Source organism: Kitasatospora sp. NPDC018619 (genome assembly GCF_044391605.1).
GTDB lineage: Bacteria > Actinomycetota > Actinomycetes > Streptomycetales > Streptomycetaceae > Kitasatospora.
On record NZ_JBISAI010000003.1, the window covers coordinates 206,693 to 223,398 of the forward strand.

A 16,706-nucleotide genomic window follows, 5' to 3' on the forward strand; every position below is an offset into this window, starting at 1 on the left:
CACCGCCACGAGCGACACCGCATCGCACCTACGGGTGACCGGGCCGGCCCGGGCACGGGGGACGCCTCCCGCGCCCGGGCCGGCCGACCCGCGTCCGCAGACGTGCACCACCTCCCGACGGAAAGAGCAGTGCCCATGGCCCGCGACCTCACCCCCGGCACCGGCACCCGCGGCGGCCGGCTGAGGGTGTACCTCGGCTCCGCGCCGGGGGTCGGCAAGACCTACCGCATGCTGGACGAGGCCCGGCGCAGACAGAAGCGCGGGGCCGACGTCGTGGTCGGGTACGTCGAGTGCCACGGCAGGCCGCACACCGAGGCCATGCTGGCGGGCCTGGAAGCCCTGCCGCGCGCCCGACGGGCCTACCGGGACGCCGAGTTCGAGGAGATGGACCTCGACGGCGTGCTCGCCCGCCGCCCCTCCGTGGTGCTGGTGGACGAGCTGGCGCACACCAACGTCCCCGGCGGCCGGCACGCCAAGCGCTGGCAGGACGTCGAGGAACTGCTCGCCGCCGGGATCGACGTCATCACCACCGTCAACATCCAGCACCTGGAGTCGCTGAACGACGTCGTGCGGAAGATCACCGGCATCCCGCAGCGGGAGACCGTCCCGGACGAGGTGGTCCGCCGGGCCGACCAGATCGAACTCGTCGACATGGCCCCCCAGGCGCTGCGCCGCCGGATGGCCCACGGCAACGTCTACCGGGCGGAGAAGGTGGACGCCGCGCTCGCGAACTACTTCCGGATCGGCAACCTCACCGCGCTGCGCGAACTCGCCCTGCTCTGGGTGGCCGGGCGGGTGGACGAGGGGCTGCGCGACTACCGGGCCAGCCACGCCATCGACCGGGTCTGGGAGACCCGCGAGCGGGTGGTGGTCGCCCTCACCGGCGGCCCCGAGGGCGAGACCCTGGTCCGCCGCGCCGCCCGGATCGCCGACCGCACGGCCGGCGGCGACCTGCTCGCCGTCCACGTCTCGCGCAGCGACGGCCTGGCCGGCGCCTCCTCCGGCGCGCTCGCCCAGCAGCGGCAGCTGGTGGAGACCCTCGGCGGCAGCTACCACGTGGTGGTCGGCGACGACGTCCCCAGCGCGCTGCTCGCCTTCGCCCGCGCCCACGACGCCACCCAGCTGGTGCTCGGCACCAGCCGCCGCGGCCGGGTCAACCGCTTCCTCACCGGCCCCGGCACCGGGCAGACCACCGTGGACGCCTCCGAGGACATCGACGTCCACATGGTCACCCACGAGTTCACCGGCCGCGGCCGGCTGCCCTCGCTCGGCCGCCGCCACTCCCGGCGCCGCACCCTCGGCGGCTACCTGGCCGGCCTGGTGGTGCCCTGGCTGCTCACCGCGCTGCTCTCGCAGGCGCACCGGAGCATCAACCTGACCACCGACGCGCTGATCTTCCAGCTCGGCGTGGTCGTCGTCGCCCTGCTCGGCGGCGCCGTGTCCGCCCTGCTGGCCTCGCTCGTGGCCTCGGTGCTGCTCAACTACTACTTCATCCCGCCGACCCACAGCCTGACCATCGGGGAGACCAACAACATCGTCGCCCTGGTGGTCTTCGCCGCCATCGCGCTCACCGTCTCCACCGTGGTCGACCACGCCGGCCGGCTCACCAGCCGGGCCGCCCGCGCCACCGCCGAGGCCGAGACCCTCTCCACCCTGGCCGGCAGCGTGCTGCGCGGCGCCGACGCGCTGCCCGCGCTGCTGGAGAAGTCCCGGACGGCCTTCGGGATGCGGGCCGTCGCCCTGCTCTCCCGGGCCGACGGCGAGGTGCTGGCGCACAGCGAGGGGGACCACCAGGGCGCCGGCGGGGGGCCGTACGACACCACCGAGGTGCCGGTCGGCCGGGACGCCCTGCTGGTGCTCACCGGCCGCCGGCTGCCCGCCGCCGACCAGCGGGTGCTGACCGCCTTCGCCGCCCACGCCGCCGCCGCGCTGGAGCGCGACCGGCTGGCCGTGGCCGCCGCCGAGGTCGAGCCGATCAAGGCCGCCGACCGGATGCGCACCGCGCTGCTCGCCGCCGTCAGCCACGACCTGCGCACCCCGCTGGCCGCCGCCCGGGCCTCGGTCGGCTCGCTGCTCAGCCCCGACGTCGAGTTCTCCGCCGAGGACCGGGCCGAACTCCTCAGCACCGCCGACGAGTCGCTGGTCAAGCTCACCCGGCTGGTGGACAACCTGCTCGACATGAGCCGCCTCCAGGCCGGCGTGCTGACCCTGCACCTGACCGGGGTCCACCTGGACGAGATCCTGCCCAGGGCGCTCGACAGCCTCCCCGACCCGTACGCGCCGGTCCAGCCGCTCGACCTGGACACCGCGCCGCCCGTGCGCGCCGACCCGCCCCTGCTGGAGCGGGTGCTCGCCAACGTGATCACCAACGCCCTGCGGTACAACGCCCCCGGCGCGCCCGTCCTGGTCACCGCCAGCCACCACGCCGAGCAGGTCGAGGTCCGGGTGATCGACCGCGGCCCCGGCATCGCCCCCGAGGACCGCGACCGCGTCTTCCTGCCCTTCCAGCGCCTCGGCGACACCGACAACACCACCGGCGTGGGTCTGGGCCTCGCCCTGTCCCGCGGCCTCGCCGAGGCGATGGGCGGCAGCCTGGAGGTCGAGGACACCCCGGGCGGCGGCACCACCATGCTGCTCACCCTGCCGGCCGCCACCGCGGAGGAGAACCCATGAGCGAGATCCTGGTCGTCGACGACGAGCCGGCGCTCCTGCGCACCCTGCGGATCAACCTCAGCGCCCGGCAGTACGCCGTGCGCACCGCGGCCGGCGGCGCCGAGGCGCTGGACCGCGCCGCGCACAGCGCCCCGGACGCCGTCCTGCTCGACCTCGGCCTGCCCGACCTCGACGGGATGGACGTGCTGCGCGGCCTGCGCACCCGCAGCGCGGTGCCGGTCATCGTGCTCTCCGGCCGGACGGACGCCGCCGACAAGGTGGGCGCCCTGGACGCGGGCGCCGACGACTACCTGACCAAGCCGTTCCTGATGGAGGAGCTGCTGGCCCGGCTGCGCGCCGTGCTGCGCCGGCCGGCGGGCGGCGTGCCGCTGGGCCGGCCGGTGATCGGCGACCACACCGTGGACCTCGCGGCCACCGCGGTGAACGGCCCGAACGGGCCGGTCCGGCTCACCCCGACGGAGTGCCGCATCCTCACCCTGCTGCTCGCCAACCCGGGCCGGCTGGTGCCCGGGCGGCAGATCCTGCGCGAGGTGTGGGGCCCGGCCCAGGAGGGGCGCGGCAACTACCTGCGGGTCTACTTCGCCGGGCTGCGCCGCAAGCTGGAGCGCGACCCGGCCCGGCCCCGGCACCTGGTCACCGAGCCGGGGATCGGGTACCGGTACGTGCCCTGACGGGCCGGGCGGGGCGCGCCCGGCGTCAACGGGCCGTCAAGAGCGGCCCGGTGGACGACAGGAGGGCGTCAAGGGCGCCCGGCTGCGGTGCACAGCGGGCGTAGTGTCGGTGGCGAACGAGCGGCCCCGCTCCGTGTGGGGGAGGTCCGGGCCGCTCCAGCCGCCGACCGAAGGCGGCCGTCAGGTGGGGGAGGGGCGCGCGGCACTCGTCGCGCGCCCCCAGCTGTGGTCGGGCCCGGGGCCGACGCGAGCGGCTCAGCCGCCCCCGCCCCCGCCGCCGGACTGCCGGGGCAGCGCCAGCGCCACCGTGTCCGCGAACTCCCGGACCGCGCTGGTCCGGCTGACCACCCGCCCGCTGTGCACCACCAGCCGGCTGTGCCCGCCCGCGAGCGCCCCGGCCAGGCTGTCCCCGCGGACCGCGAGCAGCTCCGCCGGGAACCCGGCGTCGACCCGGACCGGTGCCAGGCCGAGCGCCGCCCGGGCCTGGTTCGCCACCGCGTCGTACGCCGCCTCCGGCTCCAACTCCCCACCGGCCGCCAGCAGGTAGGCCGACTCCAGCGGATCCGCCCGGCCGACCGGGTTGGACGGGTCGCGCAGCGCCCCGCTGCCCGCCGCCAGCGACACCCGAGCGGCCGCCAACTCCCGTACCAGGCCCGGCCGCAGGCCCGGCGAGCGGCCTTCGAGGCCGGTGCAGCAGCCGTTCTGCGGCAGGCAGACCACCCGGATCCCGCTGGTGGCCAGCACCGTCGAGGCGGCGCGGTTCAGCGCCCCGCACGGGCCGAGCGTCACCCGCGGCCGCAGCGGCGCCAACGCCGCTGCCATCCGGGCGAGTTGGGCGACATCGGCGGCGCTGGTGTGCAGGTCCACCGAGCAGTCCGCCTCCCGGGCGGCCTCCAGCAGCAGCTGCACGTACCCGGCCGGGTCCGGATCCAGCTCCGGGCAGCCGCCGGCCGCCGTGGCGCCCAGCTTGAGCGCCTCGCGCAGCTGCGCCCGGCCGTCCGCCCCGGCCCGCCCGGTGAGCAGCCGGGGCATCGCCACCGCCTGGAGCTCGGCCAGCCCGCTCAGCGCCTGCCGGGCGGTGAGCACCGCCTCCAGCCGGCGCAGCCCGTGCACGTCGCCGATCCGGACGTGGGTGCGCTGGGCGGTGGCGCCGTAGCCGAGCGAGGTCAGCGCGGCCTCGGTGACCCGTCGGGTGAGGTCGGCCGGGGTGTCCGGCGGCGGCGCGGACAGGGCGGCGGAGAAGGCGGCGTCGTAGTGGGCGTGCGCCTCGGCGGGGGCCGGGAGCAGCAGGTAGCCGCGCAGGTCGATCCGGGCGCCGGTGGTGACGGTGGGGGCGCCGGGCAGAGCGGGCAGCGGGCCGAGGCTGCCGACGGTGCCGACGGCCTGGATCCGGTCTCCGCTGATCCGTACGTCCACCACCCGCCCGTCGGCCAGCCGGGCGCCGGTGAGCAGCAGGACGGGGCCGTGCCCGAGCGGGTTGGCCGCCGGGCCGGGCCCGGAGTGCGGCCCGTCGGCGGCTGCGCTGTCCATCGCCCGGCTCCTTCTCGCCGGCCCGTGCGGTCGGCCCCGTACGGCTGGCCCGCACCGCCGGCCAGCCCTCCCGATCAATGAGCGTCGAGCCTATGGGCCCGGGCGGCGGGGTGCCGGGAGGCGGGCAATAGTCGTATCGGGTCGGGCCGCCCGCCTCGCGGGCCGATCGAACGCCGGGCCTTGGATCGTCCGCCCGTACCCGTCGCCCACCTGCGGTCTTCGCCGCGGGATACGGATTTCACCTCCGGGCGCGAAACGTGTAATCTCTTCCTCGTTCGCCCCTATAGCTCAGTCGGTAGAGCGTCTCCATGGTAAGGAGAAGGTCTGCGGTTCGATTCCGCATGGGGGCTCTGGTGAGAAGCAGTCAGCTCCGGCTGTGCTGCGGATCACTGTGGCGGTGTAGCTCAGTTGGTAGAGCAAGCGGCTCATAATCGCTGTGTCACCGGTTCAAGTCCGGTCACCGCTACCCCGCGTAGTCGGTCGGGAGATCGCACTCCCGGTCGGCTACTCTTGTTGTGTTCTTATTCGTTGTCCAAGGAAGGCACTCCCGTGGCTGCCACCGACGTCCGCCCGAAGATCACGCTGGCCTGCGTGGAGTGCAAGGAGCGGAACTACATCACCAAGAAGAACCGGCGTAACGACCCGGACCGTCTTGAGATGAAGAAGCACTGCCCCCGCTGCAACTCGCACACTGCGCACCGCGAGACCCGCTGACCCTCCCGTAGGGCGACGGGCCTGTGTGAATTCAGGTCTTCTACTCCGGGCCGCATCCCTCACAGGGGGTGCGGCCCGGAGTTTTTTCGTATCCACCCGCGTTCCGAGGAGCTGCCATGGCACTCGACCCCTCCTTCATCGGGCGTAGTTACCCGCCCACCGAGCCGTACGAGGTCGGCCGGGAGAAGATCCGCGAGTTCGCGACCGCGGTCGGCGACGCCAATCCGGCGTACACCGACCCGGAGGCGGCGAAGGCGCTGGGGCACCCCGACGTGATCGCCCCGCCGACCTTCCCGTTCGTGATCACCTACCGCGCGGCCGGCCAGGTGGTCGAGGACCCGGAGCTGGGCCTGGACTTCAGCCGGGTGGTGCACGGCGACCAGAAGTTCGCCTACACCCGCCCGGTGCGGGCCGGTGACCGGCTGTCGGTCGAGGTGACCATCGACAACATCAAGTCGCTGGCGGGCAACGACGTGCTCACCGTGCGCGGCGAGGTGACGGACGCGACCGGCGAGCACGTGGTGACGTCGGTCATGACCCTGGTGGCCCGGGCCGCCGACGAGGCGGGGGAGTGAGCGCGATGGCGATCGGCTACGACGAGGTCGAGGTCGGCACCGAGCTGCCGGCGCAGTCCTTCCCGGTGACGCGCGACACGCTGGTGCGGTACGCGGGCGCCTCGGGGGACTTCAACCCGATCCACTGGAACGAGCGGTTCGCCCTGGAGGTCGGGCTGCCGGACGTGATCGCGCACGGCATGTTCACCATGGCCGCGGCGATCCGGGTGGTCACCGACTGGGTCGGCGACCCGGCCGCGGTGGTCGAGTACGGTGTGCGCTTCACCCGCCCGGTGCCGGTGCCGAACGACGGCGTCGGCGCGGTGGTCGAGGTCTCGGCCAAGGTCGCGAAGAAGCTGGACGACCACCGGGTGCAGGTCGACCTGGTGGCCACCACGGGCGGCCAGAAGGTGCTCGGCATGTCCCGGGCGGTCGTCCGCCTGGGCTGAGCGGCCCGCAGCGCAGGCGGGGCCCGGCGCGCGGCGCCGGGCCGTGCGGCCGGTCGCGGCCGGGGCCCCGCCCGTACGGCGGCTCCGGCCGCCGTCGCGGGCCTTGCGTGGATAGTGATTGGCCACTAACTTTGAACCCATGGCGAAGTCGAGCATCCGGATGAGCGCGGAGGAGCGGCGCGAGAGCGTCGTCCGGGCCGCGATGACCGAGTTCGCCCGGGGCGGGTACCACGGCACCTCCACCGAGGCGATCGCCCGCCGGGTGGGCGTCTCGCAGCCGTACCTGTTCCGGCTGTTCCCGTCCAAGCAGGCGATCTTCGCCGCGGCCTGCGAGCGCTGCGTCGAGGAGACCTGGCGGGTGTTCGACGAGGCCTCGGCCGGGCTGTCCGGCCAGGCCGCCGCCGACGCGATGTCCACCGCCTACATGGGCCTGGTCGAGAGCGGCGACCAGCTGCTGATGCAGATGCAGCTCTACGTCTCGGTGTCCGCCGCCAGGGCGGCCGGCGAGGAGGAGGTCGGGGAGACCGCCCGGCGGCTGTGGGAGGGCCTGTTCGACCGGGTCAGGATCCGGCTCGGGGGCGACGTGAGGGACGCCACGCGGTTCTTCGCGTACGGAATGCTGATCAACACGCTGGTGGCGCTGGGCTATCCGCCGGACCACCGGATCTGGGCCGGCTTCGACGGGTGCTAGCCACCCGGCGGGCGGGCCGCACGGGGCGCCGTGCGGCCCTTTTTCGGCCCCAATAAGTTATTGATCGATAACTACCTAGAGGAACCTGGGGGATGTCATGCCGAAGGAACCCACCATGGGCAGAGCCGCGGTCTGGACGCTGGTGATCGTCAGCGCGGCGAGCTTCATGGCCGCCCTGGACAACCTGGTGGTCACCACCGCACTGCCGTCGATCCGCGAGGAGCTCGGCGGCGGGCTGTCCGACCTCGAATGGACGGTCAGCGCCTACACCCTGAGCTTCGCCGTGCTGCTGATGTTCGGCGCGGCCCTCGGCGACCGCTTCGGCCGCCGCCGGATCTTCCTGGTCGGCCTGGCGGTCTTCACCGCCGGCTCCGCCGCGGCCGCGCTCTCCCCGGGGATCGGCGAGCTGATCGCCGCCCGCGCCGTCCAGGGCACCGGCGCGGCGGTGATGATGCCGCTCACCCTCACCCTGCTCACCGCCGCGGTGCCCGCGGCCAAGCGGGGCATGGCCTTCGGCATCTGGTCGGGGGTCAGCGGCCTCGCCGTCGCCGCCGGCCCGCTGATCGGCGGCTCGCTGACCGAGCACTTCTCCTGGCAGTGGATCTTCTGGGTGAACGTCCCGGTCGGCCTCGTGCTGCTGCCGCTGGCCTTCCTGCGGCTGGGCGAGAGCCGGGGCCCGGGCCGGGCCCTGGACGTGCCCGGCACCCTGCTGGTCAGCCTGGGGATGTTCGGGGTCGTCCTCGGCCTGATCCGCGGCAACCCGGACGGCTGGACCAGCCCCCTGGTCCTCGGCGCCCTGGGCGCCGGCACCCTGCTGCTGGCCGCCTTCGTCCGGTACGAGCAGCGCGTCGCCGTCCATCCGATGTTGCCGATGCGGCTGTTCCGCAGCCGGGCCTTCTCCGCCGTCAACGCGGCCAGCCTGCTGATGTACCTGGGGATGTTCGGCTCGATCTTCCTGATCAGCCAGTACCTCCAGGGTGTCGGCGGCTTCAGCCCGCAGGAGGCGGGCGTCCGGATGCTGCCGTGGACGGCGATGCCGCTGCTGGTCTCGCCCGTCGCGGGAATCGTCTCCGACCGGATCGGCGGCCGGCCGATCGTGGTCGCCGGGCTGGCGCTCCAGGCCGTGGGCCTGGCGTGGTTCGGCCTGGTCGTGGCCGGGAGCACCGGTCTGGACTACGTCGCCCAGCTCCCGGCCATCGTGATCTGCGGGGTCGGCATGTCGCTGTACTTCGGGCCGACCGCCCAGCTGGTGATGGCCAGCGTCCGGCCGCAGGAGCAGGGGATCGCCTCCGGCGCCAACAACGCGCTGCGCGAGGTCGGCGGGGCGCTCGGGGTCGCCGTGCTGGCGGCGGTGTTCTCGGCCCAGGGCGGCTACCACTCGGCGCAGGCCTTCACGGACGGGCTGGTGCCCGCGCTGTACGTCGGCGCGGCCGCCGTCGGGCTCGGCGCGCTGGCCGCGGTGCTCATCCCGCGGCGCACGGCGCCGGCCGCGGGGACGGCGGGCCCGGAGCGGGAGCGGGCCGGGGCCCCGGGGGAGCCCACGCGGGTCTGACCGGCCGGGGTGGCGGGCGTGCCGGGCGGCACCCCCGCCACCCGTACGCTGGTGGGCGTGCTGGTAGAAAACGACGCCCCCCTCGCCCCGCTGACCACGCTCCGGCTCGGCGGCCCGGCCCGCCGCCTGGTGACCGCCCACACCGACGACGAGGTGATCGCCGCGGTCCGCGAGGCCGACGCGGCCGGCGAGCCGCTGCTCGTCCTCGGCGGCGGCTCCAACCTGGTGATCGGCGACGCCGGCTTCTCCGGCACCGTGCTGCGGATCGCCACCGAGGGCTTCGCCCTGGAGGGCACCGCGCTGGAGGTCGCGGCCGGCGAGACCTGGTCCGAGGTGGTCCGGCGGACGGTGCTGGACCACGAGCTGGCGGGCATCGAGTTCCTGGCCGGCATCCCCGGCTCGACGGGCGCCACGCCGGTGCAGAACGTGGGCGCGTACGGCCAGGAGGTCGCGCAGTCGATCACCGAGGTGGTCGCCTACGACCGCACCGCCGGCGAGGTGGTCGTGCTCTCGAACGCCGAGTGCGCGTTCTCCTACCGGCACAGCCGCTTCAAGGCCGAGCCGGACCGCTACGTGGTGCTGCGGGTGCGGTTCCGCCTGGAGGACGGGGGCGGGCTCTCCACCCCCGTCCGCTACGCCGAGACCGCCCGCCACCTGGGCGTCGAGCAGGGCGAGCGGGTGGCGGTCGGCACGGCCTGGAACGCGGTGCTGCGGCTGCGCGCCGGCAAGGGCATGGTGCTGGACCCGGCCGACCACGACACCTGGTCGGCGGGCTCCTTCTTCACCAACCCGGTCCTCACGGCCGCGCAGTACGCGTCCTTCCGCACCCGCCCGGGCGCGGAGGACGCCCCCGCCTACCCGGCTCCGGAGGGCTGCACCAAGACCTCGGCGGCCTGGCTGATCGACCGCTCGGGCTTCGGCAAGGGCTACGGCAGCGGCCCGGCGACGCTCTCCACCAAGCACACCCTGGCGCTCACCAACCGCGGTTCGGCCACCGCCGAGGACCTGCTGGCCCTGGCCCGGGAGATCCGGGACGGGGTCCGCGAGGCCTTCGGGGTGGAGCTGGTGAACGAGCCGGTGATGGTGGGCGTCAAGCTCTAGCCGGGGCGGAGCCCGGCCGCCGCGCCCCCGGTACGGCCGTCAGGCGGGGACGGCGGCCGCCCGTGCGGGCGCGCGGTCGCCGGCCAGCCAGGCGTCGATGTCCGCCAGCAGCTCCTTGCGCACGGCCTCCGGCGCGAGGGAGCCGCGCACCGACTGCCGCGCCAGCTCGGCGAGCTCGGCGTCGGAGAAGCCCAGGACGTCCCGGACCAGCTCGTACTGGTCGGCGAGCCGGCTGCCGAACAGCAGCGGGTCGTCCGCCCCCAGGGCGAGCGGCACCCCGGCGTCGAAGAGCCGGCGCAGCGGGACCTCCTCGGGGCGCTCGTAGACGCCCAGCGAGACGTTGGAGGACGGGCAGACCTCGCAGGTGACCTGCCGGTCTGCCAGCCGCTCCATCAGCCGCGGGTCCTCGGCGGCCCGCACGCCGTGGCCGATCCGGCCGGCGCCGAGGTCGTCCAGGCAGTCCCGGACGGACTCCGGGCCGGACAGCTCGCCGCCGTGCGGGGCCGCCAGCAGCCCGCCCCGGCGCGCGATCGCGAAGGCCCGGTCGAAGTCGCGGGCCAGGCCCCGGCGCTCGTCGTTGGACAGGCCGAAGCCGACCACCCCGCGGTCGGCGTAGCGGACGGCCAGCCGGGCCAGCGTCCGGGCGTCCATCGGGGACTTCATCCGGTTGGCGGCGACCAGCACCCTCATGCCCACCCCGGTAGCCCCGGAGGCCTGCTCCACCGCGTCCAGGATCAGCTCCAGCGCGGGGATCAGCCCGCCCAGCCGGGGCGCGTACGAGGTCGGGTCGACCTGGATCTCCAGCCAGCGGGAGCCGTCCCGCCGCTCGTCCTCGGCGGTCTCCAGGACCAGCCGGCGGATGTCCTGCTCGTCCCGCAGCACCGAGCGGGCGGTGTCGTACAGCCGCTGGAAGCGGAACCAGCCCCGCTCGTCGGTGGCCCGCAGCCGGGGCGGTTCGCCGGAGCTGAGCGCGTCGGGGAGCCGGACGCCGTGCTTGTCGGCCAGTTCCAGGAGGGTGGCGGGCCGCATCGAGCCGGTGAAGTGCAGGTGCAGGTGGGCCTTCGGGAGGCCCCTGACGTCTCGCGGGTTCAACAGGCGTTCCATTCACCGATACTGCCGTATGCGGCCCCCGAACGGGAACCGCCCCCTTCACATCCCCCGAAGGGGTGAAAGAGGGCGGTGTGCCGGGTGAATCCCGGATGTCGGACTGACGGAAGGCGTCAGTCGCGGGCCTCGCCGAGCAGCTTCTGCACCCGGCTGACGCCCTCGACCAGGTCGGCGTCGCCGAGCGCGTAGGACAGCCGCAGGTAGCCGGGGGTGCCGAAGGCCTCGCCCGGGACGACCGCGACCTCGGCCTCGTCCAGGATCAGGGCGGCCAGCTCGCCGGAGGTCTGCGGGCGCCTGCCGCGGATCTCCTTGCCCAGCAGGCCCTTGACCGACGGGTAGGCGTAGAAGGCGCCCTCGGGCTCGGGGCAGAACACGCCCTCGATCTCGTTGAGCATCCGCACGATGGTCCGGCGGCGGCGGTCGAAGGCCTCGCGCATCTCGGCGACGGCGTCCAGGTCCCCGGCCACGGCGGCCAGGGCGGCGCGCTGGGCGACGTTGGAGACGTTCGAGGTGGCGTGCGACTGGAGGTTGGTCGCGGCCTTGACCACGTCCTTGGGGCCGATCACCCAGCCCACCCGCCAGCCGGTCATCGCGTAGGTCTTGGCGACACCGTTGACCACGATGCACTTGTCGGCCAGCTCGGGCAGCAGGGCCGGCAGCGAGGTGAAGGTCGCGTCGCCGTAGACCAGGTGCTCGTAGATCTCGTCGGTGAGCACCCACAGGCCGTGCTCCAGCGCCCAGCGGCCGATCGCCTCGGCCTCGGCCTCGGTGTACACCGCACCGGTCGGGTTGGACGGCGAGACGAACAGCACGACCTTGGTGTTCTCGGTGCGCGCCGTCTCCAGCTGCTCGACCGAGACCTTGTAGCCGGTGGTCTCGTCGGAGACGACCTCCACCGGGACGCCGCCGGCCAGCTGGACCGACTCCGGGTAGGTGGTCCAGTACGGGGCCGGGATGATGACCTCGTCGCCCGGGTCCAGGATCGCCGCGAAGGCCTCGTAGATCGCCTGCTTGCCGCCGTTGGTGACCAGCACCTGGGAGGCGTCCACCTCGTAGCCGGAGTCGCGCAGCGTCTTGGCGGCGATCGCGGCCTTCAGCTCGGGCAGGCCACCCGCCGGGGTGTAGCGGTGGTTCTTCGGGTCGCGGCAGGCCTCGACGGCCGCCTCGACGATGTAGTCCGGCGTCGGGAAGTCGGGCTCGCCGGCGCCGAACCCGATCACCGGACGGCCGGCGGCCTTGAGGGCCTTGGCCTTGGCGTCCACGGCGAGGGTCGCGGACTCGGCGATCGCGCCGATCCGGGCGGAGACCCGGCGGTCGGCGGGGCGGATGGACTGGTCGGGCTGCGGGGTGGAAGCGCTCATGCCTGCATCGTCCCAGAACCGGGACGTGACGGGCAGCGGCGTATCGGCATCCGTACGCCCCCGTCCGGATCGCGGCCACCGGCGGTCCGCCGCCGCAGGACGCCCCGGAGCCGGACGTCCGCCGTCCGTCCGGCCGCTCCGGAAGAAGAGGTTCGACCAAACACCCCTCGACCACGTACACTCGCTGATCGACGGCCCGCCGAGAAGACCGGAGCTTTCACCGCCTGTACAGACAGCGGGGGGAGATGCGGTAGGTTGGTCGCCACCGGAGCCGCGAGGCACCGTAGGGCAATAGCTCAATTGGTAGAGCACCGGTCTCCAAAACCGGCGGTTGGGGGTTCGAGTCCCTCTTGCCCTGCTGCTAGATCCGTTTTCCAGCCCGTTCGCTCCACAGGAGTGAGCGGGCTTGATGCGGAGATGGCACCGATCAGCACCGCTAGCCGACTGGTCGTGCCCAAACCGGGTGCGCGGCGAAGTTCGGCAGGACCCGGATTCAGGTGAGGACGAGTGACGGAGACCACGGGCTCCACCGCAACGCCTGAGAGCGGCAACCCCGAGGGTGCCGACGGCGCTGCCGAGACCACGTCGGCCGAGGGCGAGAAGAAGTCCGGCAAGCAGAAGAAGTCGGGCAAGCGCGGCAAGAAGGGCCTGTTCGCCCGGATCGCGCTGTTCTACCGCCAGATCATCGCGGAGCTGCGCAAGGTCGTCTGGCCCACCCGCGGCGAGCTCACCAACTACACCGCCGTCGTGGTCACCTTCGTGGTGGTCGTGATGGCCTTCGTGGCCGGCCTGGACTACGGCTTCTCCAAGCTGAGCCTCTTGGTCTTCGGCTGACCGCCGCCCCGCCTTCCCGTACAGCCTCCCGACCCGGGCCGATCCCTCGGCCCGGGTCGAGCTGTCGGCGCCGGACGTACGCGCGGTTACCGTGGACTCGGTACTGTTGAAGTCTCCGAGACCTTGCCTGGCGACCGCACGAGCGGCCGTACGCCGGGCCGGTCGAGGAGCGCGCCACCTTCACCATCTCCAGGAAAGAAGCCGCCACCGTGTCTGAGTCCCCCCTGTACGACGCCGACGAGACCGTCCGCGAGGCGGATGTCGCCGCCGAGCTGGACGCGGCAGAGCCGGCTGGCGACGCCGAGTCCGCCGAGCAGATCGTGGACGCCGCGGACAGCGACGAGGACGAGGTCGAGGCGTACGACGAGGCCGAGGCCGGCGAGCCCGCCGAGGATGCCGCGCTGCACGTGGAGGGCGACGCCGAGCTCGCCGCCGAGGAGTCCGCGCAGGACGCCGCCGAGGAGGAGCCGGCCGACGAGGTCGACCCGGTCGCCAAGTTCCGCGAGGACCTGCGCTTCATGCCCGGCGAGTGGTACGTGATCCACACCTACGCCGGCTACGAGAACCGGGTGAAGCAGAACCTGGAGCAGCGCGCCGTCTCGCTGAACGTCGAGGAGTACATCTTCCAGGCCGAGGTGCCGCAGGAGGAGGTCGTCCAGATCAAGAACGGCGACCGCAAGACCATCCGCCAGAACAAGCTCCCCGGCTACGTCCTGGTGCGCATGGACCTCACCCCCGAGTCCTGGGGCGTCGTGCGCAACACCCCGGGTGTCACCGGCTTCGTCGGCAACGCGTACGACCCGTACCCGCTGACCCTCGACGAGGTCGTCAAGATGCTCGCCCCCGACGTCGAGCGCCAGGCCGCCAAGGAGGCCGGCAAGCCGTCGCCGGTCAAGCCGAGCGAGATCCAGGTCCTGGACTTCGAGGTCGGCGACTCGGTCACCGTCACCGACGGCCCGTTCGCGACCCTCCAGGCGACCATCAACGAGATCAACCCGGACTCGAAGAAGGTCAAGGGCCTGGTCGAGATCTTCGGCCGGGAGACCCCGGTCGAGCTCTCCTTCGACCAGATCCAGAAGAACTAGTCACGGTCTTCGGATCCGGGGCGGGGCCGCGGCCCCGCCCCGGATCCGTTTTGGTCCAGCGGCGCGGACGCGTTAGCCTGGTCCGATGTGTGTGCTGGCGGCCGGGTGTCGCCCCGGTTCCGCACGCACCAGCAATCACCTCTCGGAAGGACCCGGAGAGACATGCCTCCCAAGAAGAAGAAGGTCACGGGGCTTATCAAGCTCCAGATCAACGCCGGTGCGGCCAACCCGGCGCCGCCGGTCGGCCCCGCGCTGGGCCAGCACGGCGTCAACATCATGGAGTTCTGCAAGGCCTACAACGCCGCGACCGAGTCGCAGCGCGGCATGATCGTGCCGGTGGAGATCACGGTCTACGAGGACCGCTCCTTCACCTTCATCACGAAGACGCCGCCGGCCGCGCGCCTCATCCTGAAGGCCGCCGGTATCGAGAAGGGCTCCAGCGAGCCGCACAAGACCAAGGTCGCGAAGCTCACCAGCGCCCAGGTCCGCGAGATCGCCACCACCAAGATGCCCGACCTGAACGCCAACGACCTGGACGCCGCGGAGAAGATCATCGCCGGCACCGCCCGGTCGATGGGCATCACCGTCGAGGGCTGATCACCCTTCTCGTCCCTGTGGTAGGGCCTGCGCGGGCCCGTCGACACCACAACTCCCATCACCATTCAGGAGCAGCCATGAAGCGCAGCAAGGCCCTGAAGGCCGCGGACGCCAAGGTCGACCGCGAGCGCCTTTACGCCCCCCTCGAGGCCGTCCGCCTCGCCAAGGCGACCAGCACCACCAAGTTCGACGGCACCGTTGAGGTCGCCATGCGTCTGGGCGTCGACCCGCGCAAGGCCGACCAGATGGTCCGCAGCACCGTGATCCTCCCGCACGGCACCGGTAAGACCGCTCGGGTCCTGGTCTTCGCGACCGGCGAGCGTGCCGAGGCCGCGCGTGCTGCGGGCGCCGACATCGTCGGTGCCGACGAGCTGATCGACGAGGTCGCGAAGGGCAAGCTGGACTTCGACGCCGTCGTCGCCACCCCGGACCTCATGGGCAAGGTCGGCCGCCTCGGCCGCGTGCTCGGCCCCCGTGGTCTGATGCCGAACCCGAAGACCGGCACCGTGACCCCGGACGTCGCCAAGGCTGTCAACGACATCAAGGGCGGCAAGATCGAGTTCCGCGTCGACAAGCACTCGAACCTGCACTTCATCATCGGTAAGGCCTCCTTCACCGACGAGCAGCTGGTCGAGAACTACGCCGCCGCGCTGGACGAGGTGCTCCGCGCCAAGCCGTCCGCCGCCAAGGGCCGGTACATCAAGAAGACCGCCTTCTCCACCACCATGGGCCCCGGCATCCAGGTGGACCCGAACCGCACCCGCAACCTCCTCGTCGAGGAGGACCCGGCCGCGGTCTGAGCCCCAGTGCTCTGAAGCAGTCCGTACGGCGGGCCCGCACCCCCTTCGCCGGGGGTGCGGGCCCGCCGTCGTTCCCGGGGGCGACCGCGGCCGGAACCGTTGCCGGACCGGGACGCCGGCGGATGGGAACGGCGGGCCGAACCGTCGTACGCTCTGCCGGTCAGACCTCGTGGAGAACCCGTGACCGCCGGAGTGTGCCGTGCCGCCCGCCCCTCGCCCCACCGTTCTCGCGGCGGCCGTGCTGCTGCTCGCCACCACCGGGTGCAGCCTGCTGGCCGCCCCGACCACCCGCACCCCCGGAGGGCCCGCGGCGGTCCCGCCCAAGCAGGTGGTGCTCGCGGCCGCGCAGGCGCTGGACGATACCGGCGGCGCCCGGATCGACGTGGTCCAGGAGGGCCCGGCCGGCCGGCGCACCGCGAGCGGCTCCCTGGTCTGGGGCGCCTCGGACGAGGCCGCGCTGGCCGTCACCGACGAGCTGGGCAGCGGACGGCTGACCGTGAAGGACGGCGCGCTCGACCTCGTCTACCAGGGCGGCGCGGCCAAGCACGCGCAGCGGAGCACCGCCGAGTCGGTCGACCCGGGGGCGGGCCCCGACCCGGAGGGCTTCGCGGGCGGCTGGACCACCGCGCTGGTCACCGGCCCGGGCGGCCGGGCGTACGAGGTCGCGCAGGGCGTCAAGCTCACCTCGCTCGGCGGCGAGCAGCTCGCCGGGGTGACCGCGGCGCATTACCAGGGCTCCGCCACGGTGGCCGAACTGTTCGCCAAGGACGACGAGTTGAGCCCCCGGCGGCGCGCGGCCACGCTGGACTGGTACCGGCAGCACGGGGTGGCGGCGATCGGCTACGACATCTGGGTCGGGCCCGGCATGCAGCTGCTGCGGCTGCGCGAGACGGTCCGGGGCAGCGCCGGGACGACGGTGACCACCACGGACGTCTCGCCCGCCGCGGCCGCGGACCAGGTGCCCGCCGCCGCGGGGTGACGGGGGAG

General features: G+C 73.4%; 16 protein-coding genes and 3 tRNA genes. 16 read left to right on the forward strand and 3 right to left on the reverse strand.

Annotated elements, in window-relative coordinates; translation table 11 throughout:
- Nucleotides 1-135: 135 nt before the first annotated feature.
- A complete protein-coding gene (locus tag ACH5AR_RS05930) occupies nucleotides 136-2,673 on the forward strand; it encodes an ATP-binding protein (protein ID WP_396300157.1) in 2,538 nt (845 codons plus the stop codon).
- Nucleotides 2,670-3,344 carry a response regulator gene (locus ACH5AR_RS05935; RefSeq protein ID WP_396300158.1) on the forward strand — a complete coding sequence of 225 codons (675 nt, stop codon included), beginning with the start codon at nucleotides 2,670-2,672 and terminating at the stop codon, nucleotides 3,342-3,344. The genes ACH5AR_RS05930 and ACH5AR_RS05935 overlap by 4 nt, the downstream gene beginning before the upstream one ends.
- 255 nt (nucleotides 3,345-3,599) lie before the next feature.
- Here the strand turns inward: ACH5AR_RS05935 and ACH5AR_RS05940 are convergent, their stop codons facing one another.
- Nucleotides 3,600-4,874: a hydrolase gene (locus tag ACH5AR_RS05940; RefSeq protein WP_396300159.1), complete on the reverse strand. Its 1,275-nt coding sequence runs from the start codon at nucleotides 4,872-4,874 to the stop codon at nucleotides 3,600-3,602.
- Nucleotides 4,875-5,151: 277 nt separating this feature from the next.
- On the opposite strand from ACH5AR_RS05940, the gene ACH5AR_RS05945 reads away from it, so the two are divergent.
- The 8 genes from ACH5AR_RS05945 (at nucleotide 5,152) to ACH5AR_RS05980 (ending at nucleotide 9,935) form a co-directional block, all read left to right on the forward strand.
- Nucleotides 5,152-5,224, forward strand: a tRNA-Thr gene (locus ACH5AR_RS05945).
- Between the two features lie 43 nt (nucleotides 5,225-5,267).
- Nucleotides 5,268-5,340: transfer RNA gene (locus ACH5AR_RS05950), tRNA-Met, on the forward strand.
- Nucleotides 5,341-5,423: 83 nt separating this feature from the next.
- The gene (rpmG, locus tag ACH5AR_RS05955) at nucleotides 5,424-5,588 is read left to right on the forward strand and encodes a 50S ribosomal protein L33 (RefSeq protein WP_006604855.1); all 165 of its coding nucleotides are present in this window, start codon (nucleotides 5,424-5,426) and stop codon (nucleotides 5,586-5,588) included.
- Nucleotides 5,589-5,704: 116 nt separating this feature from the next.
- Nucleotides 5,705-6,163 carry a MaoC family dehydratase N-terminal domain-containing protein gene (locus ACH5AR_RS05960; RefSeq protein WP_355259753.1) on the forward strand — a complete coding sequence of 153 codons (459 nt, stop codon included), beginning with the start codon at nucleotides 5,705-5,707 and terminating at the stop codon, nucleotides 6,161-6,163.
- 5 nt (nucleotides 6,164-6,168) lie between these two features.
- Nucleotides 6,169-6,591 carry a MaoC family dehydratase gene (locus ACH5AR_RS05965; RefSeq protein ID WP_396300160.1) on the forward strand — a complete coding sequence of 141 codons (423 nt, stop codon included), beginning with the start codon at nucleotides 6,169-6,171 and terminating at the stop codon, nucleotides 6,589-6,591.
- Nucleotides 6,592-6,730: 139 nt separating this feature from the next.
- Nucleotides 6,731-7,282: a TetR/AcrR family transcriptional regulator gene (locus ACH5AR_RS05970; RefSeq protein ID WP_396300161.1), complete on the forward strand. Its 552-nt coding sequence runs from the start codon at nucleotides 6,731-6,733 to the stop codon at nucleotides 7,280-7,282.
- 115 nt (nucleotides 7,283-7,397) lie between these two features.
- Nucleotides 7,398-8,834 carry an MFS transporter gene (locus tag ACH5AR_RS05975; protein WP_396300162.1) on the forward strand — a complete coding sequence of 479 codons (1,437 nt, stop codon included), beginning with the start codon at nucleotides 7,398-7,400 and terminating at the stop codon, nucleotides 8,832-8,834.
- A 57-nt stretch (nucleotides 8,835-8,891) separates the two neighbouring features.
- On the forward strand, nucleotides 8,892-9,935 hold the full coding sequence (locus ACH5AR_RS05980) for a UDP-N-acetylmuramate dehydrogenase (RefSeq protein ID WP_396300163.1): 1,044 nt from the start codon (nucleotides 8,892-8,894) through the stop codon (nucleotides 9,933-9,935).
- Between the two features lie 39 nt (nucleotides 9,936-9,974).
- Here ACH5AR_RS05980 and ACH5AR_RS05985 read toward each other — a convergent pair whose 3' ends face one another.
- Both ACH5AR_RS05985 and ACH5AR_RS05990 read right to left on the reverse strand, forming a co-directional pair.
- Nucleotides 9,975-11,039: an adenosine deaminase gene (locus ACH5AR_RS05985; RefSeq protein WP_396300164.1), complete on the reverse strand. Its 1,065-nt coding sequence runs from the start codon at nucleotides 11,037-11,039 to the stop codon at nucleotides 9,975-9,977.
- Nucleotides 11,040-11,155: 116 nt separating this feature from the next.
- On the reverse strand, nucleotides 11,156-12,403 hold the full coding sequence (locus ACH5AR_RS05990) for a pyridoxal phosphate-dependent aminotransferase (RefSeq protein ID WP_396300165.1): 1,248 nt from the start codon (nucleotides 12,401-12,403) through the stop codon (nucleotides 11,156-11,158).
- A gap of 285 nt (nucleotides 12,404-12,688) precedes the next feature.
- Between ACH5AR_RS05990 and ACH5AR_RS05995 the strand changes: the two genes are divergently transcribed.
- The 6 genes from ACH5AR_RS05995 to ACH5AR_RS06020 all read left to right on the forward strand — a co-directional run bounded on the left by ACH5AR_RS05995 (nucleotide 12,689) and on the right by ACH5AR_RS06020 (nucleotide 16,698).
- Nucleotides 12,689-12,761, forward strand: a tRNA-Trp gene (locus tag ACH5AR_RS05995).
- A gap of 149 nt (nucleotides 12,762-12,910) precedes the next feature.
- Complete coding sequence (secE, locus tag ACH5AR_RS06000) at nucleotides 12,911-13,237, forward strand: preprotein translocase subunit SecE (RefSeq protein ID WP_396300166.1); 327 nt, start codon at nucleotides 12,911-12,913, stop codon at nucleotides 13,235-13,237.
- A gap of 209 nt (nucleotides 13,238-13,446) precedes the next feature.
- The gene (gene nusG / locus ACH5AR_RS06005) at nucleotides 13,447-14,322 is read left to right on the forward strand and encodes a transcription termination/antitermination protein NusG (protein WP_396300167.1); all 876 of its coding nucleotides are present in this window, start codon (nucleotides 13,447-13,449) and stop codon (nucleotides 14,320-14,322) included.
- 162 nt (nucleotides 14,323-14,484) lie between these two features.
- Nucleotides 14,485-14,919: a 50S ribosomal protein L11 gene (rplK, locus tag ACH5AR_RS06010; protein ID WP_224278191.1), complete on the forward strand. Its 435-nt coding sequence runs from the start codon at nucleotides 14,485-14,487 to the stop codon at nucleotides 14,917-14,919.
- A 77-nt stretch (nucleotides 14,920-14,996) separates the two neighbouring features.
- Nucleotides 14,997-15,719 (forward strand): 50S ribosomal protein L1, encoded by a 723-nt coding sequence (rplA, locus tag ACH5AR_RS06015; protein WP_030290441.1) that lies wholly within the window; start codon nucleotides 14,997-14,999, stop codon nucleotides 15,717-15,719.
- Between the two features lie 199 nt (nucleotides 15,720-15,918).
- Nucleotides 15,919-16,698 (forward strand): hypothetical protein, encoded by a 780-nt coding sequence (locus tag ACH5AR_RS06020; protein WP_396300168.1) that lies wholly within the window; start codon nucleotides 15,919-15,921, stop codon nucleotides 16,696-16,698.
- Nucleotides 16,699-16,706: the final 8 nt, after the last annotated feature.

Coding starts and splice junctions, on each gene's coding strand:
- ACH5AR_RS05985 (WP_396300164.1), bottom strand. CDS start 11,039: ATGGAACGCCTGTTGAACCCGCGAGACGTCAGGGGCCTCCCGAAGGCC.
- ACH5AR_RS05990 (WP_396300165.1), bottom strand. CDS start 12,403: ATGAGCGCTTCCACCCCGCAGCCCGACCAGTCCATCCGCCCCGCCGAC.
- ACH5AR_RS05930 (WP_396300157.1), top strand. CDS start 136: ATGGCCCGCGACCTCACCCCCGGCACCGGCACCCGCGGCGGCCGGCTG.
- ACH5AR_RS05960 (WP_355259753.1), top strand. CDS start 5,705: ATGGCACTCGACCCCTCCTTCATCGGGCGTAGTTACCCGCCCACCGAG.
- ACH5AR_RS05940 (WP_396300159.1), bottom strand. CDS start 4,874: ATGGACAGCGCAGCCGCCGACGGGCCGCACTCCGGGCCCGGCCCGGCG.
- rplK (WP_224278191.1), top strand. CDS start 14,485: ATGCCTCCCAAGAAGAAGAAGGTCACGGGGCTTATCAAGCTCCAGATC.
- ACH5AR_RS05935 (WP_396300158.1), top strand. CDS start 2,670: ATGAGCGAGATCCTGGTCGTCGACGACGAGCCGGCGCTCCTGCGCACC.
- ACH5AR_RS05965 (WP_396300160.1), top strand. CDS start 6,169: ATGGCGATCGGCTACGACGAGGTCGAGGTCGGCACCGAGCTGCCGGCG.
- ACH5AR_RS05975 (WP_396300162.1), top strand. CDS start 7,398: ATGGGCAGAGCCGCGGTCTGGACGCTGGTGATCGTCAGCGCGGCGAGC.
- ACH5AR_RS05970 (WP_396300161.1), top strand. CDS start 6,731: ATGGCGAAGTCGAGCATCCGGATGAGCGCGGAGGAGCGGCGCGAGAGC.
- rplA (WP_030290441.1), top strand. CDS start 14,997: ATGAAGCGCAGCAAGGCCCTGAAGGCCGCGGACGCCAAGGTCGACCGC.